The sequence below is a fragment of the Streptomyces sp. NPDC001401 genome (assembly GCF_042895385.1).
GTDB lineage: Bacteria > Actinomycetota > Actinomycetes > Streptomycetales > Streptomycetaceae > Streptomyces.
In genome coordinates, this window is record NZ_JBIAWI010000013.1 from 169880 (window position 1) to 195360 (window position 25481).

The 25481-nt window shown below is 72.4% G+C and carries 17 protein-coding genes; all 17 read right to left on the reverse strand.

Translation table 11 applies throughout. The features are described 5' to 3' along the window. Positions 1-40: 40 nt before the first annotated feature. Complete coding sequence (locus ACFY10_RS35885) at positions 41-8170, reverse strand: SDR family NAD(P)-dependent oxidoreductase (protein WP_390669426.1); 8130 nt, start codon at positions 8168-8170, stop codon at positions 41-43. A gap of 88 nt (positions 8171-8258) precedes the next feature. Then, on the reverse strand, positions 8259-8429 hold the full coding sequence (locus ACFY10_RS35890; protein WP_390669427.1) for a hypothetical protein: 171 nt from the start codon (positions 8427-8429) through the stop codon (positions 8259-8261). Between the two features lie 134 nt (positions 8430-8563). Continuing rightward, a complete protein-coding gene (locus tag ACFY10_RS35895) occupies positions 8564-9256 on the reverse strand; it encodes a DUF4232 domain-containing protein (protein WP_390669428.1) in 693 nt (230 codons plus the stop codon). Positions 9257-9445: 189 nt separating this feature from the next. Next, a complete protein-coding gene (locus ACFY10_RS35900; RefSeq protein WP_390669429.1) occupies positions 9446-11050 on the reverse strand; it encodes an MFS transporter in 1605 nt (534 codons plus the stop codon). Between the two features lie 156 nt (positions 11051-11206). After that, the gene (locus ACFY10_RS35905; RefSeq protein WP_390669430.1) at positions 11207-12046 is read right to left on the reverse strand and encodes a PaaX family transcriptional regulator C-terminal domain-containing protein; all 840 of its coding nucleotides are present in this window, start codon (positions 12044-12046) and stop codon (positions 11207-11209) included. Positions 12047-12077: 31 nt separating this feature from the next. Then, positions 12078-13004 carry a sugar phosphate isomerase/epimerase family protein gene (locus ACFY10_RS35910; protein WP_390669431.1) on the reverse strand — a complete coding sequence of 309 codons (927 nt, stop codon included), beginning with the start codon at positions 13002-13004 and terminating at the stop codon, positions 12078-12080. Further along, positions 13001-13609: a nucleoside deaminase gene (locus ACFY10_RS35915; protein ID WP_390669432.1), complete on the reverse strand. Its 609-nt coding sequence runs from the start codon at positions 13607-13609 to the stop codon at positions 13001-13003. The genes ACFY10_RS35910 and ACFY10_RS35915 overlap by 4 nt, the downstream gene beginning before the upstream one ends. After that, on the reverse strand, positions 13606-15162 hold the full coding sequence (locus ACFY10_RS35920) for a GMC oxidoreductase (protein ID WP_390669433.1): 1557 nt from the start codon (positions 15160-15162) through the stop codon (positions 13606-13608). Before ACFY10_RS35920 ends, ACFY10_RS35915 begins: the two co-directional genes overlap by 4 nt. Before the next feature lie 32 nt (positions 15163-15194). Further along, positions 15195-16325 carry an ROK family protein gene (locus ACFY10_RS35925; protein WP_390669533.1) on the reverse strand — a complete coding sequence of 377 codons (1131 nt, stop codon included), beginning with the start codon at positions 16323-16325 and terminating at the stop codon, positions 15195-15197. A gap of 8 nt (positions 16326-16333) precedes the next feature. Further along, positions 16334-17662: a carboxylesterase family protein gene (locus tag ACFY10_RS35930; protein WP_390669434.1), complete on the reverse strand. Its 1329-nt coding sequence runs from the start codon at positions 17660-17662 to the stop codon at positions 16334-16336. Continuing rightward, positions 17659-18540 (reverse strand): carbohydrate ABC transporter permease, encoded by an 882-nt coding sequence (locus tag ACFY10_RS35935; protein ID WP_390669436.1) that lies wholly within the window; start codon positions 18538-18540, stop codon positions 17659-17661. Before ACFY10_RS35935 ends, ACFY10_RS35930 begins: the two co-directional genes overlap by 4 nt. Beyond that, positions 18537-19409 carry a carbohydrate ABC transporter permease gene (locus ACFY10_RS35940; protein ID WP_390669437.1) on the reverse strand — a complete coding sequence of 291 codons (873 nt, stop codon included), beginning with the start codon at positions 19407-19409 and terminating at the stop codon, positions 18537-18539. The genes ACFY10_RS35935 and ACFY10_RS35940 overlap by 4 nt, the downstream gene beginning before the upstream one ends. Continuing rightward, complete coding sequence (locus ACFY10_RS35945; RefSeq protein WP_390669438.1) at positions 19406-20704, reverse strand: extracellular solute-binding protein; 1299 nt, start codon at positions 20702-20704, stop codon at positions 19406-19408. Before ACFY10_RS35945 ends, ACFY10_RS35940 begins: the two co-directional genes overlap by 4 nt. A 154-nt stretch (positions 20705-20858) precedes the next feature. Next, complete coding sequence (locus tag ACFY10_RS35950; protein WP_390669439.1) at positions 20859-21665, reverse strand: hypothetical protein; 807 nt, start codon at positions 21663-21665, stop codon at positions 20859-20861. Further along, complete coding sequence (locus ACFY10_RS35955) at positions 21662-22927, reverse strand: glycosyltransferase family 4 protein (RefSeq protein ID WP_390669534.1); 1266 nt, start codon at positions 22925-22927, stop codon at positions 21662-21664. Before ACFY10_RS35955 ends, ACFY10_RS35950 begins: the two co-directional genes overlap by 4 nt. A gap of 75 nt (positions 22928-23002) precedes the next feature. After that, entirely contained in the window at positions 23003-24238 is a 1236-nt protein-coding gene (locus tag ACFY10_RS35960) for a VWA-like domain-containing protein (RefSeq protein WP_390669440.1), read from the reverse strand. Continuing rightward, a complete protein-coding gene (locus ACFY10_RS35965) occupies positions 24235-25470 on the reverse strand; it encodes an AAA family ATPase (protein ID WP_390669441.1) in 1236 nt (411 codons plus the stop codon). Before ACFY10_RS35965 ends, ACFY10_RS35960 begins: the two co-directional genes overlap by 4 nt. Between the last annotated feature and the right edge of the window lie 11 nt (positions 25471-25481).

Sequence of the window (25481 nt, forward strand, 5' to 3'; positions counted from 1 at the left end):
TCCTCAACCGGCCCGCGTTCACTGGGGGGTTGTGCAACAGTCACTGTTGTCCTCCGAGGGAGTCGATCCATGCGCGGATAGCCGCCACCGTGGTCCGGGCGTGCTCCTGCATGAACGAGAAGTGGTCGCCCGGGACGTCGACCCGGGTGTGCGGCAGCGGCCAGGACGTCGGCCACGCGTCCGGGCCCGCGCTCGCCGCCATCTCGGGGGTGGGCCGGGTGGCACCCACCAGCAGGGTCGGGGTGTCGACCGGCTCCGGGTCCCAGCCGAGGAACATGCGGGTGTACGCCCCCAGCGCGGCAACGCCCGCGTCCTCGTCCCCGGCGAACTCGGTGCCGCCCAGACGCGGCGCGATGACCGCGGGCAGGGACAGCAGCCAGTCCTTGTCGCTGTTGCCGTCGTTGACGAGGTACGTGTCCAGCAGCACCTGCCCGACGGGAGCGGCCCCCATCGCTTCGAGCCGCCGGGTCACGGCGTGTGCCACGGTGCCCCCGGTGCTGACGCCGACGACCACGAAGGGTCTGCCGCCGACATGCCGAAGCACCGACTCGGCGTGGGTGAGAGCCAGGGTCTCCCGGTCGACCGGCACCGCGCCGCCCGCACCGATGCCCGGGTGCGGGAACTCGACGACGTCCGACTCCCCTTGAAAACAGGCGTGGAAGCGGGCGAACTCCCCGCCCGGCGCGTCGAACGTCGGGTGGGTGCCGGTGAAGAACACGAGCACCGGGCCGCGATCCCCGGCACCGGTTGCGCGCCGCAACGGCGGGATCGCGTGCTGCCGGCTTTCGGTCGCGTCGAACGTGGGGACCGCCCAGGACGCCGTGACCAGCATCTGCATCGCGGCGACCACCTGACCGGCCTCGCAGACCCGCCGGTAGAGCGAGGACAGGGTCTGCGCGGGCCGCGGGCCCGGTGCCCCCGTGGCGTCGGGCGCCGCCGCCGGAAGGTCGTCCTCGAGCAGGCCGAGTATGTGACGGGCCAGCCCCTGGGCCGTCGGCTGCTCGAACACCACGGCGGCCGACAGCCGCAGCCGCAGAGCCATGCTCAGCCGGTTGCGGACCTGCACCGCCATCAGCGAGTCGAAGCCCAGCTCGGCGAAGGACTTGCCGGCCGGGAGTGCGTCGGCGTCCGGGTATCCGAGCACGGCCGCGACGTCGGCCTTCATCAACTCCGTGAGTCTGCCCTCCCGTTGAGCGGCGGGAAGAGCGGCCAGCACCTGGCGCCATGCTCCCGGCTCCCACGCCTGCTCCGGTCCGGTCCGGGCCTTCTCGGCGGCAGGTGTACGAGGGCGCACCAGCCCGTGCAGGAGCGGCGGCAAGGGCCCTTGGGCGGAACGGAGGTTGGCCCGGTCCACCAGGACGGGCGCCAGCACCGGCTCGCCCTCGCGGAGCGCCGCGTCGAACAGGGCCAGGCCCTGTGCCGTCGAAAGAGACCGGAGCGCGTCACCTTCCCGCTGCTGTGCGCCGGCCATACCCCCTGCGGCCTCCCACGGCCCCCACGCCAAGGACACGGCCGGCAGACCGAGTCGAGTGCGGTGGCGGGCCAGGGCGTCCAGGAAGGAGTTCGCCGCCGCGTAGTTGCCCTGGCCCGCGCGGCCCAGCAGTCCGGACACCGAGGAGAACAGGACGAACGCCGACAGGTCCAGGTCCCGCGTCAGCTCGTGCAGATGCCAGGCCGCATCCGCCTTCGGCCGCAGCACCGTGGCCATCCGCTCGGGGGTCAGCGCGGTGAGGACCCCGTCGTCCAGCACCCCGGCCGCATGCACCACCGCGGTCAGCGCGGGCGCACAGCTGTTGATCACCTCGGCGAGCGCGGCCCGGTCGGTCGCGTCGCAGGCCACGATCCGCACCTCGGCGCCCAACTCCTCCAGCGTGGCACGCAGTTCCCCGGCGCCCGGCGCCTGGGGTCCCTGGCGCCCGGTGAGCAGCAGGTGCCGTACGCCGTACGAGGTGACCAGATGACGGGCGAGTTCCGCACCCAGGGCGCCGGTACCGCCGGTGATCAGGACGGTCCCGGCCCAGCGAGGGGCGTCTACGGACGTGGTGCCGGCGGCCCGGGCCAGTCGCGGCACCCTCAACGTGCCGGAACGGATGGACAGTTGGGGCTGTCCGCCGGCCACGGCCGTCGGCAGGAGACGTAGCGACTCGGGGTGTCCGTCCACGTCGACGAGAGTGATGCGCCCGGGTATCTCGGACTGGGCCGTACGCACCAGCCCCCACACCGCGGCACCGGCCAGGTCCGGATCCGGTGCGGTTGCGTTCCGCGTCAGCACCACCAGGCGCGAGCCCGCCGTTCGCGGGTCGTCCTGCCAGTCCTGCAGTGTGCGCAGCACCCTCGCCGTCAGCGCGTGCACGGCGGGCAGCGGACCGGGATCCGTCGCCGTGCCGACGGCCGTGACGACGAGGGTGTCCGGTTCGCGTGCGGAGGTGTCCTCGACGTCGGGGAGCAGCGCGCGCAGGTCCAGCTCGTCCGGGCCCAGGAGCGCCCAGCGTGCCGTGGTGGTGTGCCGCTCGCCGGCGGACGGCTCGACGGGGGTCCAGTCGGGGCGCCACAAAGCGTGCCGCACCACGTCGAGTTCGGCCGTCCGGACCGGGAGTTCCCGGGTGACGAGAGATTCCACGCGCGCCACAGGGCGGCCCGCCGAGTCGGCGAGCGTCACCGACAGCGCGTCCGCTCCTGTCGGGGCGATCCGTACGCGCACCTCCGGCGCGCCCGCCGCATACAGCCGCACGCCGGTCCACGCGAACGGCACCCGGGGAGCCTCCGCCTCGGCCGCGGAGCCCGTCAGCAGCGGTGCGTGCAGTGCCGCGTCGAGCAGCGCCGGATGCACCCCGAACCGGTCGGCGCCGGTCGACTCCCTTTCGGGCAGCCGGACTTCCGCGAACAGCTCGTCGCCGCGCCGCCACACCGAACGTACGCCCCGGAAGGCCGGCCCGTACGCGAGCCCGCCGTCCGCCAGGCCGTCGTAGGCGTCCGTGAGGTCGACCTCGACGGCGCCCTCCGGGGGCCATGCCGTCAATTCCGGGTCCGGCGGCGGAGTCTCCCCGGGGGCCGGGCCGAGCAGGCCGGTGGCGTGCCGGGTCCAGGCGGGCTCTCCGTCCAGGTCGGGGCGGGCGTAGACCTCGAAGGGGCGCCGGGCGGACTCGTCCGGCTTGCCTACGACGAGTTGGACGCGTACCCCCGTGTCCTGGGCGAGGGTGAGGGGGGCCACGACCACGAGTTCGTCGAGGGTGCCGCAGCCGGCCTCGTGGCCCGCCTGCAGCGCCAGTTCCACGAACACCGTCGCAGGGACGAGGACCGCCCCGGCGATCACATGGTCGGTTAGCCATGGGTGCGTGGTGGGGGAGAGCAGGCCGGAGAACACCGTGCGGTCGGTGTCCGGCACGGTGAACGCCGGGCCCAGCAGCGGGTGTTCGTGGGCGGCCGTCACCGGGGCCGGGGTGTGCGGTGCGTCCAGCCAGTACCGGCGGCGCTGGAATGCGTACGTCGGCAGGTCCACCTGTCGGGCCCCGCTGTCCGCGAACACCGCGGGCCAGTCGACCCGCGCCCCGTGCACATGGAGGCGGGCCACGGCGGTCAGGAGGGTCTGCGGCTCGTGTTCGCCGCCGCGGGTGGCCGTGACGCACAACGGCCCGTCGCCGCCCGGACCGGTCAGACAGTCCTCGGCCGCCGCCGTGAGCGCGGGGCCGGGGCCGATTTCGAGGAACGCCGAGACGCCGTTGTCCCCGAGCCATTGCAGGGCGTCGGCGAACCGCACCGGCCGGCGGGCGTGCCGTACCCAGTACTCCGGGGAGCACAGCTCCCCGGCCTCGACCGGGCGGCCCGTCACGGCCGACACCACGGGTATCCGTGGCGGACGGAAGGCCAGCCCCTCGGCGACCCGGCGGAAGTCGTCGAGCATCGGCTCCACCAGCGGTGAGTGGAAGGCGTGGGCGACCCTCAGACGTACGGTCCTGCGGCCGCGCGCCTCGAACCCGGCCGCGACGGCCAGCACCGTCTCCCGTGGGCCGGAGATCACCACCGAGCGCGGCCCGTTGAGGGAGGCGATCGCCACCCGGTCGCCGGCGTTCTCGAGCGCGGCGAGGACCTCCTCCTCCGTCGTGTGCAGGGCCATCATCGCCCCGCCGGCGGGCAGAGCCTGCATCAACCGGCCACGGGCCGCGACCAGTTCGGCCGCGGCGGGCAGATCCAGCACTCCGGCGACGTGGGCCGCCGCCAGTTCCCCCACGGAGTGACCGGTCAGGAAGTCGGCCCGCACACCCCAGGACTCCAGCAGCCGGAACAGCGCCACCTCGAAGGCGAACAGACCGGCCTGCGTAAAGTCCGTACGGTCGAGCAGGGCGGCCTCGGGCGAACCCCGCTCCGCGGACAGCACCTGGCCCAGCGGCCGTTCGAGGTGGTTGTCGAGCTCCCGGCAGACGTCGTCGAAGGCCGTGGCGAACACGGGGAACGCGGTGCACAACTCCGCGCCCATCCGGACGCGTTGGGCTCCCTGTCCGGTGAACAGGAAGGCCGTGCGCAGGCCCGGGTCCGCGACGGCTCGCATCGAACCGATGCCGTCGCCGCCCTCGGCGAGTGCATCCAAGGCTGCCCGCATGCGCGCCCGGTCGTCGGCCGGCACCATCGCCCGGTGGGCGAGCGCCGACCTGGACACGGCCAGGGAGAAGCCGACGTCTGCTGTCGAGAGGTCGGGGCGGGCCGTCAGGTGGTCCGCGAGCCGGCGGGCCTGGGCCCGCAGGGCTGCATCGTCGGCGCCGGAGAGTAGCCAGGGCACTGGTGCGTCCCGCTCTGCTGGAAGTGCGGGGTGGCGGGGCCGTCGTTTGTCTGCGACTTCGTCGTGGCTGGTCGCGCAGTTCCCCGCGCCCCTTTGGGGCGCTGCCGCTGCGCAGCGGACTTCACTGAGGACGCTTGCGGCTGCCTCGTCGGCGCCGGGCTGCTCCGGTGGCTCCTCCAGGATTACGTGCGCGTTCGTGCCGCCGATGCCGAAGGCCGATACGCCGGCGCGGCGCGGTCTGTTGTCCGTTGCCGGCCATGGGCGGGCCTCGGTCAGCAGCTCGACTCGGCCTGCGGACCAGTCGACGTGCGGTGTGGGGGTCTGTGCGTGCAGGGTTCGGGGGAGTTCCTCGTGGTGCAGGGCCTGCACCATCTTGATGACTCCGGTGACGCCCGCGGCCGCCTGGGTGTGACCGAGATTGGACTTGACCGAGCCGAGCCGGAGTGGCGGCCGGTCCTCGGGGCGCCCCTGGCCGTAGGTGGCCAGCAGGGCCCGCGCCTCCAGGGGGTCGCCGAGTGTGGTGCCCGTGCCGTGCGCCTCCACCGCGTCCACGTCCTGCGGGCGGAGCCGGGCGTCGGCGAGTGCCTGCGTGATCAGCCGCTGCTGGGCCTGTCCGTTGGGGGCCGTCAGCCCGTTGGACGCGCCGTCGGAGTTGACCGCGGAGCCGCGCAGCACGGCCAGCACCGGGTGGCCGTGGCGGCGGGCGTCCGACAGCCGTTCCAGCAGCACCAGGCCCGCGCCCTCGGCCCAGGCGGTGCCGTCCGCCGCGGCCGAGAACGACTTGCAGCGGCCGTCGGGCGACAGACCGCGCTGACGGCTGAACGCCAGGAACGGCTTCGGCGTCGCCATCACCGTGACCCCGCCCGCCAGCGCAAGCGAACACTCCCCGGAGCGCAGCGCCTTCGCCGCCCAGTGCAGCGCCACCAGCGAGGAGGAGCACGCGGTGTCGAGGGTGATCGAGGGCCCGCGCAGGCCGTACACGTACGAGATCCGGCCGGAGGCCACGCTGCCGGCCGAGCCCAGACCCAGATGGGCCTCCAGTTCGTGCCGGGTGAGGCGGGAGGAGTAGTCGCCGTACATCACCCCCACGAACACGCCGGTGTCGCTCTCGCGGATCGCGGCCGGATCGATGCCCGCCCGCTCCCAGACCTCCCACGAGGTCTCCAGCAGCAGCCGCTGCTGCGGATCCATGGCCAGCGCCTCGCGCGGCGAGATCCCGAACAGGCCCGCGTCGAACTCCGCGGCCCGGTGCAGGAATCCGCCGTGGCGTGTGTACGAGGTGCCGATCCGGTCCGGGTCCGGGTCGTAGAGGCCGGCCAGGTCCCAGCCCCGGTCGGTGGGGAACCCCGAGATCGCGTCCCTGCCCTGCGACACCAGCCGCCACAGGTCCTCGGGGGATTCGACGTCGCCGGGCAGGCGGCAGCCCATGGCGACGATCACCACCGGATCGTCCGCGCCCGCGTCTGCGGCGGCGGGCGGCTCAGCCGCGGTGGCCGGGGTGAACAGGGTGCTGTGCAGGTGCCGTGCCAACGCGGCCGGCGTGGGATGGTCGAAGACGAGCGTCGGGGGGAGCCGCAGCCCGGTCGCCTCGCCGAGCCGGTCGACGAGCGTGACGGCGCCCACCGAGGTCAGGCCGAGATCTGTGAACGGGCCGTCGGCGTCGAGCCGTTCGTACGGTCCGCCCGCGCAGACCGCGGCGGTCTCCGCGAGCACCGCCTCGCGCAGCGCGCGCTCCCGCCCCTTTGACGGAAGGGACAGCAGCCGCTGCCGCAGGGATCCCGCGGCGGCCGTGGGGGAGTCGGGGGCCGCAGGGATGACGGTCGCGGGCCGGGCCGCTCCGGTGACGACCGCGTGGCGGGCGATCTTGCCGGACGCCGTGCGGGGAACGGCCGCGATCTCGCGGATCTCGACGGGCAGCTTGTACTCGGCCAGCCGGGTACGGCACAGGTCCAGGACCTGCCGCGGGTCGAACCCTTCCGGTCCCGGGACGACATAGGCCACCGGGACCTCGCCGAGGACGTCGTGCTCCACGCCCACCACGACCGCGTCCCGCACACCGGGGCAGCGCAGCAGGGCCTGTTCGATCTCCGTGGGGTGGATGTTCTCCCCGCCTCGGATGATCAGCTCGCTGACCCGGCCGGTGAGGATGAGATGGCCGTGTGCGACGCGCCGGCCGAGGTCCCCGGTGCGGTACCAGCCGTCCCGCAGCGCGGCCTCGGTCTCCTTGGGCCGGTGGTGGTAGCCGGTCATGAGGCTCGGGCCGCGCACCCAGATCTCGCCCTCGTCGCCGTCCGCGACATCGTTGCCGGAGCCCGGATCGACGACGCGCACCTCCATGCCCGGCACCGGCGGACCGCAGGAACCGTCGACCCGCGGCCCGTCCGGACGGTTCACCGCGATCATGCCGCACGTCTCGGTGGAGCCGTACGCGTCGAGCAGCGGAGCCCCCAACAGGTCCTCCACCGCCTGGCGCAGGGAAGGTGCGCTGGGTGCGCCCGCCACGATGCAGGTCCGCAGCGCCGGAGGGGATACGGCATCCCCGGCGGACGCCAGCAGTCGGTGGTAGGTGGCGGGCACCCCGGCCAGGACGGTGTAGGGGCCGCCCAGGTCTGCGACCGGTGTGCGCAGCTCCCGCAACAGGCCGTCGGGCGGGAGGAGTTCGGCGGTGATCCTGGCGCTCGCGCCGACGGCGGTGACGCCCAGCACGGCAAGGGAGTGCCCGAAGCTGTGGAACAGCGGCAGCGGCCACAGCAGCCGGTCCGCGGAGGAGAGCCCGAAGAGCGGGGCGTAGCAGGCTGCCGCCGACCACAGGGCGGCGCGCTGGGTGGACAGCACGCCCTTGGGGCGGTGTGTGGTGCCGGAGGTGTAGAGCATCCAGGCGGGCTCGTCGAGCCCGAGGTCGTCCCGAGGCGGCCCGGCGGGAGAGGGATCGGCGGCGATGGCGCCGAAGAGGACCGTGCCCTCCGGGGCGTCCTCGGGGACCGGTCCCGGGCCGGTCAGCAGGATGCGCGTACGGCGGTGTCCGGGACCCAGGCGGTGCAGTCGGGCCAGGTGCGCGGGGTCGGTGACGAGGACGGAGGCGCCGCTGTCCTCGAGGAAATGGGCGAGTTCGGCGTCGGAGGACCGGGGATTGAGCGGCACCCCGACCGCCCCCGCCCTGACGGCGGCAAGCACACTCTCCACCGTCTCCACACAGTTGCCCAGGCAGATCGCGACCCGCTCGCCCCGCCCGAGGCCGGTCCGGGCGAGGTACGCGGCAAGTCTCCCGGTGCGCCGCTCCAACTCCTCGTAGGTGACGGCACGCACGTCGTCGGCGAACGCCACACGTGACGGTGCCTCCTCCGCATGCGCCTTCAGCAGCTCCGGCAGCGGCCGGATCAGCCCGTCGTGCGTCATGTTCCTGCCCCTCCGGCCCGTGCCGCGGCACGACGGCCGTCAATCCCCTTGCAGGTCAATGGTGTTGAGCCTACGGGGAGGAGGGGGCCTACTGAGGGCCGGGCTCCGACGGAAGCCAGTCGTGGCCGCTCAGCGCCTGCGGCGCCTGGTGCTGCATCTGCTCGGCGGCGACGCGGGCCTCCGCCACCACGTCACCGCGCTCACGCAGCAGGCTTTCGTAGACCGGCAGATGATCGTCTGTGGCTGAGTTGGGTGTCACAGTCTGGTCCTTGTCCGTATCGAGCTGGCCGGTCACGGATCCCGTGACCGACCAGCCAATAAATCAGGGCAGGCGGACCGAATTGAGGAGAATGCGAACCCAGCCGGTGTCCATGGTGAAAATGTCCTGTGGGCTCAGGCAGTCGCGGCCGACACGGCAGTGGCGGACACCGTGTTGTCGCACTCTGCGAAGACACCGTCGTCCAGGGCGACCTGGTGTGCCCCGGAGCCGGGCAGGGCGACCACCAGCGTCGGGTACGCGACCGGCTTGGCACCGGACTTGCAGTAGCCGTCCGCCTCGCCCTGGACCTGGACGAAGGTCAGCTTCAGCCAGGCCTTGGCGCCAGGAGCCAGCTTGACCGGCGCGGCGGAGCCGGCGGGCGTCACCTTCAGCGGGGCGTTGTGGTCCGGGGAGCCGTTGCCCGCTCCGGCCACCGTGGGGTGGCCCTGCACGGTGCACGGCTTGCCGGAGACATTGGTGAACTCGACCACCGCCGCTCCGGTTCCGGTGCCGTCCGGGCGGTCGGCGGCCTGGTGCGCCGTCAGCTTGAGGGCGGTTGCCGCGCACGTCTTCACGGCCGTACCCGTGGAACCCGACCCCGATATGGGGGAAGCGGTCGCGGTCGGCGCCTTCGACGTGGGCGCGGTGGAGGCTGTCGGGGTCGCCGTGCCCGGTGTGGTGGAAGCGGACGGCGCACTGCTCGGCGCCTTCGACACCGTTTCGGCCCCCGCCTTGGAGCCGTCGGCCTGACACGCGGTCACCGACAGGGCGGCCGAGAGCGCGGCGATCGCCAGTGCGGCCTTGCGGATGCCGTTCACGTACTGCATGGAGTCCCCCGAGTTCGGATGGTGCGGGGCCGGTCCTCGCCGGCGCCCGACCATGGAGACACGACTGCCTCACCGGGGGTTTCTCCTGTGGATCAGCTGTGACACGTGTGGATCTTCTGTGACAGTGCGGTGACATGACGGTGCCGGCCCGGTGGACCGGCACCGTCTGCTGCGGGGCCTCACGGCTGGTCAGGCGGCCGCGGGCGCCTCCTCCTTGGCGATGCCCACCGTCGCGTCCTCGTCGCCCTTCCCGCGCAGCGCGATCACGCTGAGCAGGCAGCAGGCCAGGGCCGAGATGCCGCAGATCACGTAGCCGATGGCGTAGCCGTTGCCGAGGGCTTCCAGGGCGATGGGGACCGCGCCTCCCGGCGGGGAGGACGGCGGTACGGAGTTGGAGGCGAGCGGGCCGCCCTCCGCTGCCACCTGCCCTGCCGCCGCCTTGACCTCGGCGGAGAGGTGGGAGGTGGCCAGCTTCGACGTGAACTCGTCCGCCGCGCGGCTCAGCGCGATGGCGCCGATGACCGCCGGGCCGAGCGTGAAGCCGAAGTCGCGCAGCAGGCTCGTCGACGCGCTGGCCATGCCCGCGTAGTGGACCTCCACCGTGTTGACGGCCGTCGCCGTGATCGAGGAGACCGTCAGCGCGAAGCCGATGCCGACCAGGCCGATCGGCAGGATCAGGGAGGTCAGGGCGCGGTCGTGGACCGAGAGGGTGGCGGCGATGAAGTCTCCCGTCGCCATCAGCCCGAGGCCGGCGCCCAGCACCCAGCGCGGGCTGACCTTCTCCAGCAGCCGGGAGATCAGCGGCATCAGCAGCAGCGTCCAGGCGTTGAGCAGGATGAACGCGAACGAGCCGCGCAGCGGGCTCTGGTGCTGGATCGGGCCGAGCCGAATGCTGGTCGCGTAGGCGGTGCCGAGGTAGCTGAACATGCCGACCACCGCGACGAACGACGCCACCGCGAAGGCCCGGTTCCTGAACAGGCCCAGCCGGAGCAGAGGAGAGGAGGCTCGGCGTTCGGCCACGACGAACAGGCCGATGAACACCGCGGCGACCACGTACGCGATCACCACCGGCGCCGCGCTCCAGCCGTCCGCCGGGCCCTGGATCACCGCGTACAGCAGGGCGAACATGCCGATGCCGATGGTGATCTGGCCCGCCAGGTCGAGTGAACGGCCTTCCGGCGCACTGGAGTTGTGGGCGAGCAGCTGGCTGAGCACGGTGCTGATCAGAGCCAGGCCCGTGACCACGATGAAGGCCCAGCGCCAGGAGCCGTAGTTGCCGGTGATGCCGCCCAGGACGGGGGCGACGAAGCCGCCGCTGGACAGGGCCGCCGCCCAGATGGTGATGGTGCGGGCGCGGTCCTTGGCCGAGTGGGTGCCCGCGGCGATCATCGCGAGCGATGTCGGGAACAGTGCCGCCGCGCCCAGACCGGCGATGGCCTGGCCCACCCAGAGCGTGTGGATGCCGGTGCTGGCGGCGGCCAGCGCCTCGCCGACCACCAGCAGCGCACCGCCGCCGACCAGCAGGCGCTTGCGGCCGAAGAGGTCGCCGAGGACGCCGAAGGTCAGCTCCAGTACGGAGACGGGCAGCAGGAACGCGTCCGAGATCCAGGTCAGCTGCGAACCGACGGGGTGCAGGTCCTCCTGGAAGAGCCCGTTCAGCGTGGCCGGCATGGCCAGCGCGATCTGTGCCAGACAGACCGCGAAGCAGCCGGCGATCAGGGTTCCGACGGGCAGGCCGCCGGATGGTTGCGAGACGGCGGTGGAACCGGTTTGGGTGCGCGTTTCGGTGGACACGTGTGCTCCCCTTTGAGCGGCTGGGCGGCTTTGAGCGATGTGGGGACGCCGAGAACGCGATGAATGTAGGGCAGTTTTTCGACGGCGGTCAATAGATTGCCCAGTAACGATGGGCATGGCTGTGCCCGGCGGGTGCCACCGGATGTCCGGGCGGTACTACGGGACGGCCACCGCGATCACGTCCAGCACGCTCGCGGCCGCCCGACGGGCCGGCTCCGCGCAGCCGCGCGCCAGCTCGTGGAACCGCTCCTCCGCACGGGCCGCCGGCCAGTCCTCGGGCAGGTGCTCTGCGGGCAGATGAGGATCCTGGCGGACCTGATCCAGCCAGTCGGTGTGCAGCAGCAGCTGCCGTACGAGTGCGTCCGCCGGTTCGTCGGCGTCCGTGCTCCAGCGGGCCAGAAACGCCTCGTATCCCTTGGCGACGGACTCCACGTCGAACGCCGTGTGCAGGACCGTCCGGGCGTCGGTCGGGGCGACCGCCGTGGCTCCCTGGAAGACCCTCAAATACGGGTCGAGGCCGAGCCCCGCGACCACCTCGGGCACGTTCACCGTGCCGGGCGCCACCCACAGGCCGTTCTGCAGCGGGCCGAAACCGCTCCACAGCAGACGGGAGCGCAGATCGTGACGCTCGCGGCGCCACGCTTCCGGGAGGGAGAAGCCGACCAGGGTCCAGGTGCCGTCCCAGGTGCGGTTGACCGCGCCGGTGTGCCAGATGCGGTCGTGGCCGTCCTGCAGGACGCGGGTGGCGCGGGGCGTGGGCCCGAAGTACGTCTTGCGACCCCTGCGGTGCCGTTCCAGCAGACCGCGCTTGACCATGCGGGTCAGCGTCGACCGTACGGCGTCCTCGGTGATCCCGGCCTGCCCGAACACGTCGATCAGGCTGCTCGCCGACAGGGCGACGTCCCGGCCCAGGGCGTGAATGCCGAAGAAGCTCAGCATCAACGACTGCGGCCGCGGCGCGCTGCCCGCCTGGTCCGACTGATCGAAGCTGGTCACGGGGCAAGGGTAGATCCGCTCCCGGGACCGATCACGCCCGGGCCGCGTTCGCGACCTCCGTCCCCGCCCGGAGCGCGGCAACGGGATCGGCCGCCTCGTCCAGCTCGATGAGCACGATGCCGGCGCCCGGGGTGCGGGACATCGCGTCGGCCCAGCCTCGCCAGTCGACGATGCCCGTGCCCGGTGCGGTCATGTACGGCTGCTGTCGGGCGAAGATCGTTTCGTCGATGGTGAGGTGGACGTCGATCGGTTTGACCGCGTCCTTCCAGTGCGCCAGTGCGATGCGCGGTGCGTGGCGACGCGCCACCGCAACGGGGTCGCCCCCGCCGAGTGCAATGTGGCAGGAGTCGGGGCACAGCCACACGTAGCGCGGGTCGGTCAGCGCCATGAACAGGTCGATGTCCCGCTCGTACCAGAGCGTGCTGTGCGACTCCGTGTGGAAGGCGAGCTTCACACCCTGCCGGGAGACGGCCTCACCGACCACATGGGCGATGTCGGCCATCCGCGTCATGTAGGCGGCGTCGACGAAGAAGGGCGGACGCGTCCCGAACGTCGTACGCATGGGCAGCCCGGTCACGAGGATCTCCGCGCCCGCTTCGGCGAGGAAGGCCGCGCGCCGCTCGGCGTCGGCGACGATCGCGGGCAGGTTGTCGCCGTGCCGCCAGTCGGGGGCGTCGGCGTCGGCGACGAAGGCACTCACCACGGACAGGCCGCGGGCGGCGAGTTCACGGCGGAAGGAGGCCGCGCTGCCGAAGGCTCGCAGGGCCGCGTCGATGCCGCCGGGGGCGAAGGTCAGCTCGATGCCGGTGACGCCTGCCTCGGCCAGCGCGTCCATCACCCGGACCCAGAACGTCCTGGGGTGGTCGAGGGCCCAGTCGCGCAGGGCGTCGGCGGAGTCGAGCCCCCAGAACTCCGGGTGGTAGAAGGTGACGACGTCGGTCGCGAACCGGGGTGTCACTCGGCACCTCCGCGGGCGTTGTAGACGGTGACGCCGTCGGCGTCGACGGCCTCCCGGTAGTTGCGGAACACGGCAAGGGCCTCGTCCCGGAGCACGTCCCCCGTGACCTTGATGCCGCGTGCCTCGAACTGCTCGGCCCAGTCCGCCCCGAGCGGGCCCTCGTCGAACGTGGTGATCTCCTCCAGCTCCGGGCCCTCGCCGGCGACCACCAGTCCACGCACGCCGGACCACATGGTGGCGCCGTAACACTGCACGCACGGACGCCAGTTGACGACCAGCTCATGTGCCGGCAGCCCCCCGCCGCCGAGGTCCCAGCTGCCGGTCGCCGTCTGGGCCAGGCCGAGCGCGAGAACCTCGGCGTGCGCGCTGGAGACGCCCGCGAGGAGGACGACGTTCACCCCGACCGAGACGATCCGGCCGGTGTCCTGCTCGGCGACGAGCGCCGCGAACGGGCCGCCGTTGCCCTCGCGCCAGTTGCGGTCGGCGAGACGGTGCACCAGGCGCATCCGGTCCTCGCGGCCGGGGATCACGGCGGGCACGTCGGCCAGCTCGTCGTCGATCCACGCCGGCAGTGCCACGCGGTATTCCCTGGCGATGTCGATCACGATCGGACTTCCTCTCCAAGTGCCGCACGGTGCACGGCAGTTGCTGTGTTGCGGGCGGCGACGGCACGCGCGGCCCGTACCGCGGTCACCGCACCGGTCAGGGTGACGTTGGCGGCCATCGCGGTGGGGATCACGCCGTTGCCGGCCAGGTACAGGTTGTCGTAACCCCACACCCTGCCGTCCGGGTCGCACACACTGGTGCCGTCGTCGGCGGCGCCGGCCCGGACGGTGCCGGTCAGGTGAAGCGACGAGCCGGGCGGCAGGAGCGCGCTCTCGGTCGCCGGGTCGAAGGGGCCGAACTCCTCGGCCAGCGAACGGACTTCGTCGAGCGCCCGCCGGATGAGCGCCCGGTCGGCCGTGGAGTAGCCGAACTCGACGCCGATCCGCGGCATCCCGGCGAGGTCGGTCTCGGTCGTCGAGAACACGAGCCGGTTCTCGGGGCGGGACTCGACGGGGGTGTACAGCGACAGGCCCACGGAGTGCGCGAGGGGCCTGCCGCCCTCGTCCACGTACGTCCGGTTCATGATCTGACCGTGAAAGGGCTGGGCCGCTCCGTTCTGCGGCAGCCACAGGGAGTCCGTGCTGAACTCGCCGGGGCCGGGCAGCGGGAGCGCGTCCAGGTCGAGGCCGAACCGGTCCAGGTCGAGCAGGACCCGGGCGGTGATGAAGGCGTGCTCGTTGAGGTGGCTGCCCAGTGCCCGGGGGCGGATGCCGGAGGCGAACAGCAGCTGTGGTGTGCGCACCGCGTCGCCGCACACCACCACCGTGTCCGCGAGGACTTCCGATGCGGCGCCGTCGGCGACCCGGCGCAGCCGGGCACCGGTGACCCGGCTGTCCGAGACGAGGAGCGCGGTCGCGAGGGTGCCGGTCAACAGTGTGAAGGCCGGATCCGAACCCGTCGCCAGCGCGGGGAAGACCGTCCCCGGAGCCGTGCGCGGCAGGAGGCCCGAGGCCGTCGCAGTGACCGCCATCGGCATCGGCTGCGGCTGCCGGTCGGCCGGCCCGACGCCGTCGAAGCGCCGGCGCAGGACGTCGAGCACGATCCGGCCGACCTCGGTCGGGCCGATCGGGGCGGGCGTGACCGCGAGCACGCGACGCGCGGTTTCCAGGTCCGCCGCCCAGCGCGCCGGGTCGCCGAAGTCGAACACCTCCTCCCCGGCGGGCCACGGCGTCGCCGCCGTCCAGTGCACGCCCATGCCGCCCGCGTTCCACGCCAGCGCCGTCGCAGGCATCGCCTCGGCGTCCTCGCCGAAGGCGAGCGCGTGGTACATGCCGGGCGGGAGACCGGTGAGGCTGTCCGCGACCTCGCGCACCACCTCGGCGCCCGTGTACATGCCCTGAATGCCGGTTTCCACCTGTTCGTTGTAGCGCGACCACAGGACCGGGTCGTCGAGGTCGTGCAGATGCAGACCGGGCGTCTCGCCGATCGCGCTGCCGCCGTCGACCATGGTGATCTCCAGCGCAGGGTCGGTCTCGCGCAGCAGCCGGGCCACGACGGACCCCATGATGCCGCTGCCCACGATGAGGACGTCGGTGTGGGGGGTGTGCGTCAAGTGAGACTCCGAGGGTCGGTGTGGTGCGGGGGTCACTGGGCCGGGGCGAGCGGGCCGAACAGCTCGGTGTCCATGCGGTCGAGCGCCAGCTTGACGGCGCCGACGAGCGCGGCGTCGCGGCCCAGGCCGGTGGCGCGCAACTCCACTGCGGGGGTACGGGCGTTGCGCAACGCCTCCCGCACCCGGGGCAGCAGCACGTCCGCCGCGTCCTCCAGACCGCCGCCGAGCACGATGAGCGACGGTGCGATCGTCCACGACAGGGTGGTGAGGATCGAGGCGATGTTCTCCACGAACTCGTCGACCTCCGCGAGCGCGGCGGCATCCCCGGCCCTGGCCGCGTCGAACCGGCCGAGCGCGATCCGCCGCCCGGCCGGCTCCGGTGAGGTGAGCCAGGCCACCGGGCGGTCCTCGACCGAGCCGGTCGGGATGGACGCCGCCTCGACGATCTCGCCCGCGGCGCCGTCGAGACCACGGTGCACGGCACCCCGGATGAGGATGCCGAGACCGGTCCGGTTGCCGAGGATCGCCCATACGACGTTGTCGTGGTCGCCGGCCACGCCCCGCCAACGCTCCGCGAGCGCACCGAGATTGGAGTCGTTGTCGGCGAACCAGGGCACCCGGATGCGCCGGGTGAGTTCCTCGGGCAGGTGCACGCCTTCCCAGCGTGTCGTGTGCACCAGGCGCCGTACGACCCCGTCGTCGTCGATCGCACCGCCGCCCGCCACCGTACCCGCGCGCAGCCGGTCCGTCGATCCGCCCGCGTCGTCGAGCGCCTCAAGCACCAGCGCCGCCGTGTCGTCGAGCGTGGCCTGCGGGTCCTGGTAGGCGCGCAGCGGCCGGTGCGCGCGGCCGACGATGCGGCCGCGGACGTCGGCGACGACCGCGGACACGTCCTCCGTGGTGATCTGCGCGGCCGCCAACAGCGCGTGCTCGGCCCGCAGTTCGTAGCGCCGGGCCGGGCGCCCCGCACAGCCCACGGCCGGCACGCGGTCCAACTCGCTGACCCAGCCCGCCTCGACGAGCGAGTCCAGGATGAGCTCGATGGTGCGGCGCGACAGGGCGGTCTGCTCGGCGAGTGCGGTCAGCGTCATCGGCCCGGCGGACACCGCCAGCGCACGGAGGATGACCGAGGTGTTGACCCGTCGGACGGCGCTCTGGTTCATCCCGGCCATCAGCACGCCTCCACCTCCGTCCGCCCCACGGGATCGAACACGCCCGTCGTGTCGGCGGCGAGCGCCGCGCCGGGCCGGCCGTACTCGCGCGCCGGATCGCCGCGCGTCCCGGTCGCCCTCGCCCATCCCGGTTCCTCGCCGTGGACGAACCCGACCAGATCGGCGTGCATCGACGCGGCCAGTTCCGCGGGCGGGTCGGTGCCGAGTGCCTCCGTGACACCGGGTGCGTCGAGGACGTCGTAGAAGAACGGGATGTCGATGCAGTGCGTGGCGCCTCCGGTGGCAGGGGAGGGCCATTCGAACGAGTACAGCCAGGTGCCGGCGGGGGCGTACCGGCGGGCCGCTGCCGCGCGTGGGCAGGCGGCGCGGAACAGGGTGTCGGTGAGGCGGGTGCCCGCGGAACGTGCGGATTCGGGTGCGGTGGGGCCGTCGAACTCGTCGCCCGTCGCGCCGAGCAGCAGAGGTACGTCGTGTCCGTGCACCGCGAGTCCGTCGGCGACGGGTACCGGCAGGACGTCGTCGCCCACGCTCGGTCCGAGCACGAGTGCTTCGGCTCCTCGCAAGTCCATGACCCCTCGCTGCAGTTGCTCCCTGGTGCGGCGTGCGAGTCCGTCGCGCGTCGGCGGCACGGCGAGTCTGTTCCCGAGCCGTTCGAGGAAGCCGCGAGTGCTGACCGCTGCCACCTCGAAGAACCCGCCGGACAGACTGACCGCCCGTTGGAAGCGCCCCTCCGCCGCCGGTGACGAGAGCAGCGCCAGCACCGCCGCGCCCCCGGCCGACTGTCCGGCGAGGGTGACCCGGTCCGGATCGCCGCCGAACGCGGCGATGTTGTCCCGCACCCAGTCGAGAGCGAGCAGCAGGTCGCGCAACCCGAGATTCGCGGGTACGCCGTCCAGTGGGGCGAACCCGTCGACGCCCAGGCGGTATCCCACCGTCACGCAGACCACTCCGTCGCGGGCGAAGGAGCGGCCGTCGTACCAGGGACTGGCCGGGCTCCCCGCCAGGAAGCCGCCGCCGTGGACCCACACCAGGACCGGGCAGCCTTCGCGGTCGACGGGGGCGACGACGCCGAGGTTCAGCACGTCCTCGCCCGGCACCGACGGCTCCGGGATCGTGGTCGTCTCGAACAGCGGCACGACCTGGGCCGTGGCGCCGTGCCGCGACGCGTCGTACGGCTCGGGGAACCGGCCGCGCCGGACCGGCGCCGCGAACCGCCGTACACCGACGGGTATTTCGGCGTACGGGATGCCGAGGAAGCGCCGTACCCGGCCGTCACGACGGCCGACGATGGTGCCCGCGGGAGCCCGCACCGAGTCTGTCGTGGTCACCGCATCCCCGTCCCGGCGACACCCTGCACGAAGTAGCGCTGCAGGATCAGGAAGAGCACCAGCACCGGCAGCATCACGACGATCGCGCCGGCGAGCATCAGGCCGTAGTCGGTGACGTGGGCCGCCGCCTGACTGGTGGCCGCGAGGCCCACCGGGAGTGTGTAGGTCGACATGCTCTGGGCGACGATGAGCGGCCAGATGAAGTTGTTCCACGAGAACAGGAACGACATGATCGTGATCGTCGCGACCGCAGGTCCGGCCAGCGGAAGGAAGATCCGGAAGAAGATCCGGAACTCGCCCGCGCCGTCGATCCGGGCCGCCTCCAGCAGGTCGTCGGGGATCGACAGCGCGTACTGCCGCATGATGAACACCGACAGCGGCAGGGCGACCGAGGGCAGCGCGATACCGGTCAGGGTGTCCGCAAGCCCCAGGTCGACGGTGATCACGAACTGGGTGATGAACACCGAGGTGATCGGCACCATCATCGCCGCCATCACCGCCCCGAACGCGAGCCTCCTGCCCGCGAACTCCAGCTTGGCGAGGGCGTATCCGGCGGCCGACGCCGCCACGACGTTGCCGACGACCACCATCACCGCGACGACGATGCTGTTGACCAGGAACCGGCCGAAGCCCTGCGTCCTGAACAGCCGGACGAAGTTGTCGAAGGTGACGTGCTGCGGCAGCCAGGCGCCGGGGTCGGAGCGGATCTCGTCGAGGCTGCGCAGTGAGCCGCCGAGCACCCAGACGAACGGCAGCAGCGTGAGCAGCGCGCACAGCAACAGGGCGCCGTACAGCAGAGGTTGGGAGACGGAGCGCCGGCGCACGGCGATGCGCTCGGTGGTCGGTTCGGCGTTCTGCAGCGCGGCTACGGCGGTCATGAGCGGGGCCTCAGCAGTCGGAACTGGACGACACTCACCAGGGCGACGAGAACGAGCATCACGAAGGACGCGGCCGAGGACACGCCCAACTCGCCCACTCCGAACTGGTGGTAGGTGTACAGCGCGACCGACTCGGTGGAGCCGAGCGGGCCGCCGTCGGTGAGCAGGTACGGCTCGTCGAACACCTGGAGGTAGAAGACGGTCAGCAGCACGGAGACCATCAGCGTGGTCGGCATCAGCATCGGCAGCGTGATGTGCCTCAACTGCCGCCATTTTCCGGCCCCGTCGAGCGAGGCCGCCTCGTACACGTCCTGCGGGATCGCCTGCAGACCGGCGAGGAACAGCACCATCGCGGTGCCGAAGTTGCGCCAGACGCCGAGCGCGATGACCACGGGCATGGCCAGGTGCGTGTCGTCCAGCCAGTTCGGTCCGGCGAGGCCGACGGCGCCGAGCACCTTGTTGACGGTGCCGTTCTCGTTGAAGGCGTACCGCCAGATCAGCGCGACCGCCACGATGTTCGTGACGACGGGCGCGAAGAACACCGTGCGGAAGGGGCCGCGCAGCCGTCGGATGCCGGAGTTCAGCGCCAGGGCGAGCGCGAACCCGACGCCCATGGTCAGCGGCACGCCGACGGCCACGAAGACCGCCGTGTTGAGGATGTCCCGCAGGAAGCTGTCGTCCTGGAACAGCCGGAGGTAGTTGTCCAGGCCGGTGAAGTTCACCGCGAACGGATGACGCAGGTCCGTGCCCCGCAGGTCGGTGAGGCTGAAACCGAGCGCCGAGACGGTCGGGATCGCCGTGAAGAGCAGGAACACCACCGTGAACGGCGCGAGGAACAGCCAGGCGACGGCCGTCCGGCGGGTCCTCACTTCGCTCCCGTGCCGAGACTCTCGGCGTACGCCTGCACGTTCGCGGCGGCCTTCGCGGCGCTCTGCGTGCCCTTGGCGACGGCCTCCGTCTCCTTGCCCAGCCGGGTGGCGACCTGCTGCCAGGTGGTCACCTGCGGAAACGCCCGCGTGTTCTTCAGCTGGGCGAGGAAGGCGTCGAGCAGCGGCTGCCCCTTGATGGCCTGATCGTCCCAGGCGGAGACCACGGCCGGCAGCGAGCTGTATGCCTTGTACTGCGCGACCTGCGTGTCCGGCTTGGCGAGGTACCGGACGAACTTCCAGGCCGCGTCCGCGTTCCCGCTGCTGGCGAGCACGCCCCAACTGCCGCCCGCGGAGAAGGAGACACTGCCCGACGAACCGGCCGGCAGCGGTGCGGTGGCGACGTGGGACGCCGTCCAGCCGTCCTTCTTGGCGGCGGTGTCGAGTTGGCCGATGACCCACGGTCCGGTGATCATCGTGGCCGTCCTGCCGGAGACGAAGTACGGCTGCGCGTCGAGGAAGGTCGGCCCGCTGGTGTCGGCGGCCTTGGAGGTGAAGAACGACGCGTTGTACTTGAGAGCGTCGACCATCGCCGGTGTGTCGAGCGTCCACTTGCCGCCGGACAGCAACGAGCCGCCCGCCTGCCAGGCGTACATCGCGACGTCCTGGCCGTTGAAGACGTCCCAGCCGATGTCGGCCCCGAGCCCGTGCCCGGCGCCCGCGCCCTGGAGCGCCTTGAGGAACGGCACCATCCCGTCCCATGTGGTCGGCGCCTTCACGCCCGCCTTCTTGGCGAGGTCGGAGCGGTAGACGAGCGCGTAGGTGTACGCGTACCAGGGCACCGTGTACGCGACGTCTCCGGCCACCCCGGCGTCCCACAGGCTCTTGAAGAAGCTGTCCGGGTCGACGAGACCGCGCGGTACGGCCCGCAGGATCGAGGAGTCGAGGAACTGCGCCTGCGACTCCGGGAAGAACTGGGCGACGTCCGGTCCCTTGCCCGCCGCGATCGCAGACTGGAGCTTGGTGTAGTACTCGGCGTTCGGGATCAGCGTGAACTTCACGGTGAGCTTGGGGTTCGCGGCCTTGAACGGCTTGATGACCTTGTTCAGGACGTCGGCGTCGCCCTGCGCGGCCCACACGTTCAGGGTTCCGGTTGCCGGGCTGTTGCCGACGGGCGTGGCAGAGGTCTTGGCGGCCGCGGTCTCACTGCCGCGACCGCAGCCGGTCAGGGCCGAGGCGCCGAGGAGCGCCAGGCCGGCGGTCAGTTTCAGGGCACCGCGTCTGGAGGGATTGGACACTCGGGGGCTCCTGGGGATTTCGCGAGAAACCAGCGTTATTGGCTGACAGTGAAGCTACGAACGCGGTGTTGCGGCGGCGTGGCCGAGCCGTCACGAATAATTTCGGAACTTGTAGCGAAATCGATTGGCCCCGATATGCTGGGAAATCACCCCTTCAGTCGGCCTGGGTCACCTCCACCGACAGGTCGTTGTCCACCGTGTAATAGGGGCGCACCACGGTGCCTGCGACGGTGACCGGCGGATAGACGAAGACCTCCTTGCGGTCCGCCACATCGTCGAGCAGGCGGGCGACCCGGATGAGAGGTGCGCCCGGCGCAGGCTGTACGAAGACGTTCCAGACGCCGCTGCCGGTGTCCGTCGCGGCGGCCAACTCCGCGCAGTCGATGGTGAAGGTGAGGCTCCGGCCGTCGCTGCCGACCCGCGGCTCCAGGGTGCGTACGGCTCCGTCGCCCCCGCGCAGGCGCAGCTGTACGGCCGCTCCTGCCCCGAGGGATGCCCCGTGCAGGCGTGCGCCCACCGTCATCGACTGGTCGGTGACATCGATGCCGTCGGCCTCGGCGTGCGCGGGGCGCAGCCAGGCCCGTACCGCGAGGTAGCCGTCCTTCGTGACGTAGGGAATCCGCACGGCCAGCGGGGACGGCCGGTCACGCAGGTGGCCGTCGACGAGGGCCCGCAGATCGCGCAGGCCGGGGCGCAGACGCTGCCGCTCGCCTCCCGGTCCCTGCAGCAGGTAGACGTCCCAGCGGCCCTCCTCGAGCAGGGGCTGCGCGTCCAGGACGGCGCGACTGCGGCCGTCCTCGGCGGGCTCCGGCTCCAGGACGTGCAGGGACTGCTCGGGCCGGCCCTTCTTCGGGCGCAGCCGCAGCAGCAACTGCTGCCCGTGCGCCGACGCCGCCGGCAGATCGAAGGTGATCCGGCCGTCCGCGTCGGCCGCGCAGCCCACACGTGGTTCCGTACTCACCGCTGCCCCCTGCGTACCGCGCGCCGCACAGTGCCGGCCGCGGTCATCGCGGCGTCACGGGCCGCGAAGCCCTGGCCGACCAGGACGTGGTGCACACGGGCGCGTCCGCGTGCGACCCGCCGGCCCGCCCTTCTCGCCGAGACCGCCTCGGCCAGCAGGCCCTCGGCCTGTTCGACCACCGGGCCGGGAGCGAACCGTCGCGCGTTCTGCAGGGCCGCACGGCCGGTACGGCGGCGCCGTTCGTCGTCACGCACCAGTTCCAGCAGGGCCGCGCCCAGCGCGTCACTGTCACCGACGGGAACCAGCCGGCCGTCGACCCCGTCCTCGATGATCTCGCCGGGGCCGTGCGGGCAGTCGGTGCTCACCACCGGCAGGCCGCAGCGCATCGCCTCGACGATCGTCATGCCGAACGGCTCGAAGTTGGAGGCGGCCGCTCCGATCGAGCCCTTGACCCACTCCGCCTCCATCGGGGCCGCCGCACCCATCAGGAACACGTTGTTGCACAGGCCGCGGTCCGCGATGAGCCGCCGCAGCCGCTCGTGCTCCTCGCCCTTGCCGTAGATGCGCAGCTGCCAGTCCGGGTGTTCGGCGGCGACCACGGCGAAGGCCTCGATGAGCAGGTCGTAGCGTTTGACCGGGACCAGCCGGCCGGCCGCGACGACCACCTTCGCGGTGCCGTCCGCGGCCGGCAGCGCGGGATCCGGCACGCTGTTCGGCAGCGCCTGAACCCGTACGCCCGGCAGCCGCATCTTGCGCCGGTAGGCGCCGGCGTCCGCCTCGGTCACCGTGGTGACCACGTCGAGCCGGCGGTAGGCCCGGCGCAGTGCGCTGCGCAGCCGGGGTGAATGGTTGTCCAGGGTGAGGTGTTCCTGTCCGATCCGTGCGACGTGCCGGGGAGCCTCGAGCGCGAGGTGCACATTGAGCCCCGGCCGGGTGCCGATCACCACGTCGGCGTCGGTCGTGGCGAGGCACTCGCCGATCCGCCGGTCCGTCAGCTCGCTGTACTGCCCGTACCGGTACTCGGCACGGGGGAACACCCGCGCCGGCCTCAGATGCGACTCGTGGTTCTTCTCGTGCCTGAGGTCCACCAGCGGCCGCAGCGTCACCCTCGGGTCCAGGGCGAAGTTCGGGTGCTCCCGGTGCCGCAGCACGGAGACGATCTCCACCTCGTGCCGCTCTGCCAGCGCCTGCGCCAGATTGAACGTGGTGGTGATCGTGCCCCCGATCCCGTAGGCGTTGTGCAGCAGGAAAGAGATCTTCATGGTGGGCTGGACCAGTGCAACTCCCATACGGTTGCTGTCTGTTACCACTTCGTAGTCCTGACCGGGCACGGGCGCCTACCCGATGTCGACCACCCGCGCCCAGGCCGGCGGCGAGTCCGGCACGTAGTCAGGATCCTCCTCGTCCCAGCTCGTGTACTGCCTGGGGAACAGACCCACCACGGTCCGGCACGCCGGTCGGGTGTCCGGCCAGGGTGTCTGACCGTCGGTCAGTACCACGACGACATCGGGGCGCGGCCGGGTGCGCAGCGCCTTGGCGAAGCCCGTGCGCAGATCCGTGCCGCCGCCGCCCAGCAGCGGTATGCCCTCGGCCCGGCACAGCGGGTGGGCGATCCGGGCCGCCGCGTCGCACGGCACCACGGTGACCAGGTCGCGGCGGCCGCCCACGGCACGCGAGATCGCGGCGACCTCCAGGAGCGCGCTGCCCAGTTCGGTGTCACTGACCGACGCGGACGTGTCGATGATCACCGAGACCCGGGGCGGTCTGCGCCGCAGGCTCGGCAGTACGACGCCGGGCAGCCCCGCCGAGCGCCGCGCGGGCCGCCCGTAGCTGTAGTCCTCGCCCGCGCCCGATCCGGAGGCCGCGGAGCGGACCGCCGCGCCCAGCAACTCCCGCCACGGCTGCGGCGGATGGAACGCCTGCTCGGCCCACCGCCGCCACCCCTCCGGGGCGTTCCCCGGACGACCCTTGAGCCCCTGCGCCACCCGGAACCGCACCGCGTCCTGTTCCTGCGCACTCAGGCCGTGCGCGCCGTCCAGGCCCGACTCCCACTCCCGTTCCAGTCCGTCGGCGCCGCTGCCGCAGTCCAGCCAGGCCATGCTCTGCGTCCGCGCGCCGAGCGTGAACTGGCGCAGGTAGTCCTCCATGAGCTGCCCCTCGGACAGCCCCAAGGTCGTCGGGCGCACCGCGCCCCGGGGCCGGACCAGCCCGTCGCCGTAGACGTCGTCGTTGATCTCGCAGTCCGCGGCGATGTTCATCCGCAGCCGTTCGCCGGGGCCGGTCAGCCCGCGCTCCCGGGCGACCCGGTCACTGCGCCCGTGGTGGTCGCGCAGCAGGTGCGACACCTCGTGCACCCATACGCCCGCCAGCTCCTCCACCGGCATCCGGTCCACGAACGCCGGCGAGACATAGCAGCGCCAGTGCCGGTCGACGGCCATCGTCGGGACCTGCCGCGACTCGACGGTGTGCAGGGCGAACAGCGCGGTCGCCAGGTAGGGGCGGGCCCGGACGGCGTGCAGCCGGGCGGCGAAGAGCTTGTCGAGGTCCAGTGCCCCGGGCGCCTCGGGGCTCATCGGCCGGCCTTCGCGGTGAGAGCGGTGCGGGCCGCCGCCTGATCCGCCCGCCGGGACACGGACACCGCTCCGGCGAGCTTCTCGATCGCTGCCGGTACGTCCCAGTCCTCGCGGCGCAGCGTGGCGAGCGTGGTCGCGGGCACCACCACCAGGTCCGGCGCTCCGGTCTCCAACGCGCGGACCAGGAGCGCCCACGCCGCGTCCCAGCGGGACTTCTCCGGGCGGCCCCGGACCGCCGCCACCACACCGTCGAGCACGGCCTGGCGCAGATCACCCCGCTCGGGCAGCTCGGCCCCCGCAGGGTCGGCGAGCAGCACCTCGGGGTCCGGCAGGTCCAACCGGTCCAGACTGGCCAGCAGTTCAAGGCCCGGGCCGTCGCCCACCGTGCCGCGCACCAGCAGGGAGAGCACGTCCCGGGAGGAGCCGGCCGCGGTCGCGAAGGCGATCAGGCACAGCGTCATCTCCCAGCTCCGGGGTGACGGCCAGGCGCCGCCCCGCCGCATTTCGTTGCCGGGCAGCTGGTGCACGAGTTTGGGGCGCGCGGAGAGCAGCCCGCACACCGCACGGCGGGCGAAGTCCACCGCCTCCGACAGCTTCTCCGGGGACAGCCGCGGCAGGGTGGCCCGGGGCCAGGTCCCGCCGAGGCCGCGTACGACGACCTCGTGGTCGTGGGTCCACTGGAGGTGGACGAAACGGTTGGCCAGCGGCGGGCTCAGCTCCCAGCCGTCGGCCGCCGAGGAGCGCGGATTGGCGGCGGCCACGATCCGTACCCCGGGCGGCAGTTGGAGGGCGCCGATCCGTCGCTCCAGCACGAGGCGCAGCAGCGCGGCCTGCACCGCGGGCGGCGCGGTGGACAGCTCGTCCAGGAACAGCAGCCCCCGTCCGGCCCGCACCAGGCGAACCGCCCAGTCCGGCGGGGCCATCGGGACACCCTGTTCCGCGGGATCGTCTCCCACGACGGGCAGCCCGGAGAAGTCGGACGGCTCGTGCACGCTGGCGATCACCGTGGTCAGCGGGAGGTCCAGGGCCGTGGCGAGCTGGGTCAGGGCCGCTGTCTTGCCGATCCCCGGCTCGCCCCACAGCAGCACGGGCAGATCGGCGGCCACGGCCAGCGTCAGCGCCTCGAGCTGGGTGTCGGGGCGGGGCTCGGTGGTTGCGTCGCGCAGCAGGGTCAACAACTCGTCGGCCACGTCGAGTTGGGAAGCGGCAAGGAACGGAATGTGTGCAGACATGTTTGATCACC

Coding starts and splice junctions, on each gene's coding strand:
- ACFY10_RS35925 (WP_390669533.1), bottom strand. CDS start 16,325: ATGAACCAGAGCGCCGTCCGACGGGTCAACACCTCGGTCATCCTCCGT.
- ACFY10_RS35965 (WP_390669441.1), bottom strand. CDS start 25,470: ATGTCTGCACACATTCCGTTCCTTGCCGCTTCCCAACTCGACGTGGCC.
- ACFY10_RS35895 (WP_390669428.1), bottom strand. CDS start 9,256: ATGCAGTACGTGAACGGCATCCGCAAGGCCGCACTGGCGATCGCCGCG.
- ACFY10_RS35960 (WP_390669440.1), bottom strand. CDS start 24,238: ATGAGCCCCGAGGCGCCCGGGGCACTGGACCTCGACAAGCTCTTCGCC.
- ACFY10_RS35935 (WP_390669436.1), bottom strand. CDS start 18,540: ATGACCGCCGTAGCCGCGCTGCAGAACGCCGAACCGACCACCGAGCGC.
- ACFY10_RS35955 (WP_390669534.1), bottom strand. CDS start 22,927: ATGAAGATCTCTTTCCTGCTGCACAACGCCTACGGGATCGGGGGCACG.
- ACFY10_RS35885 (WP_390669426.1), bottom strand. CDS start 8,170: ATGACGCACGACGGGCTGATCCGGCCGCTGCCGGAGCTGCTGAAGGCG.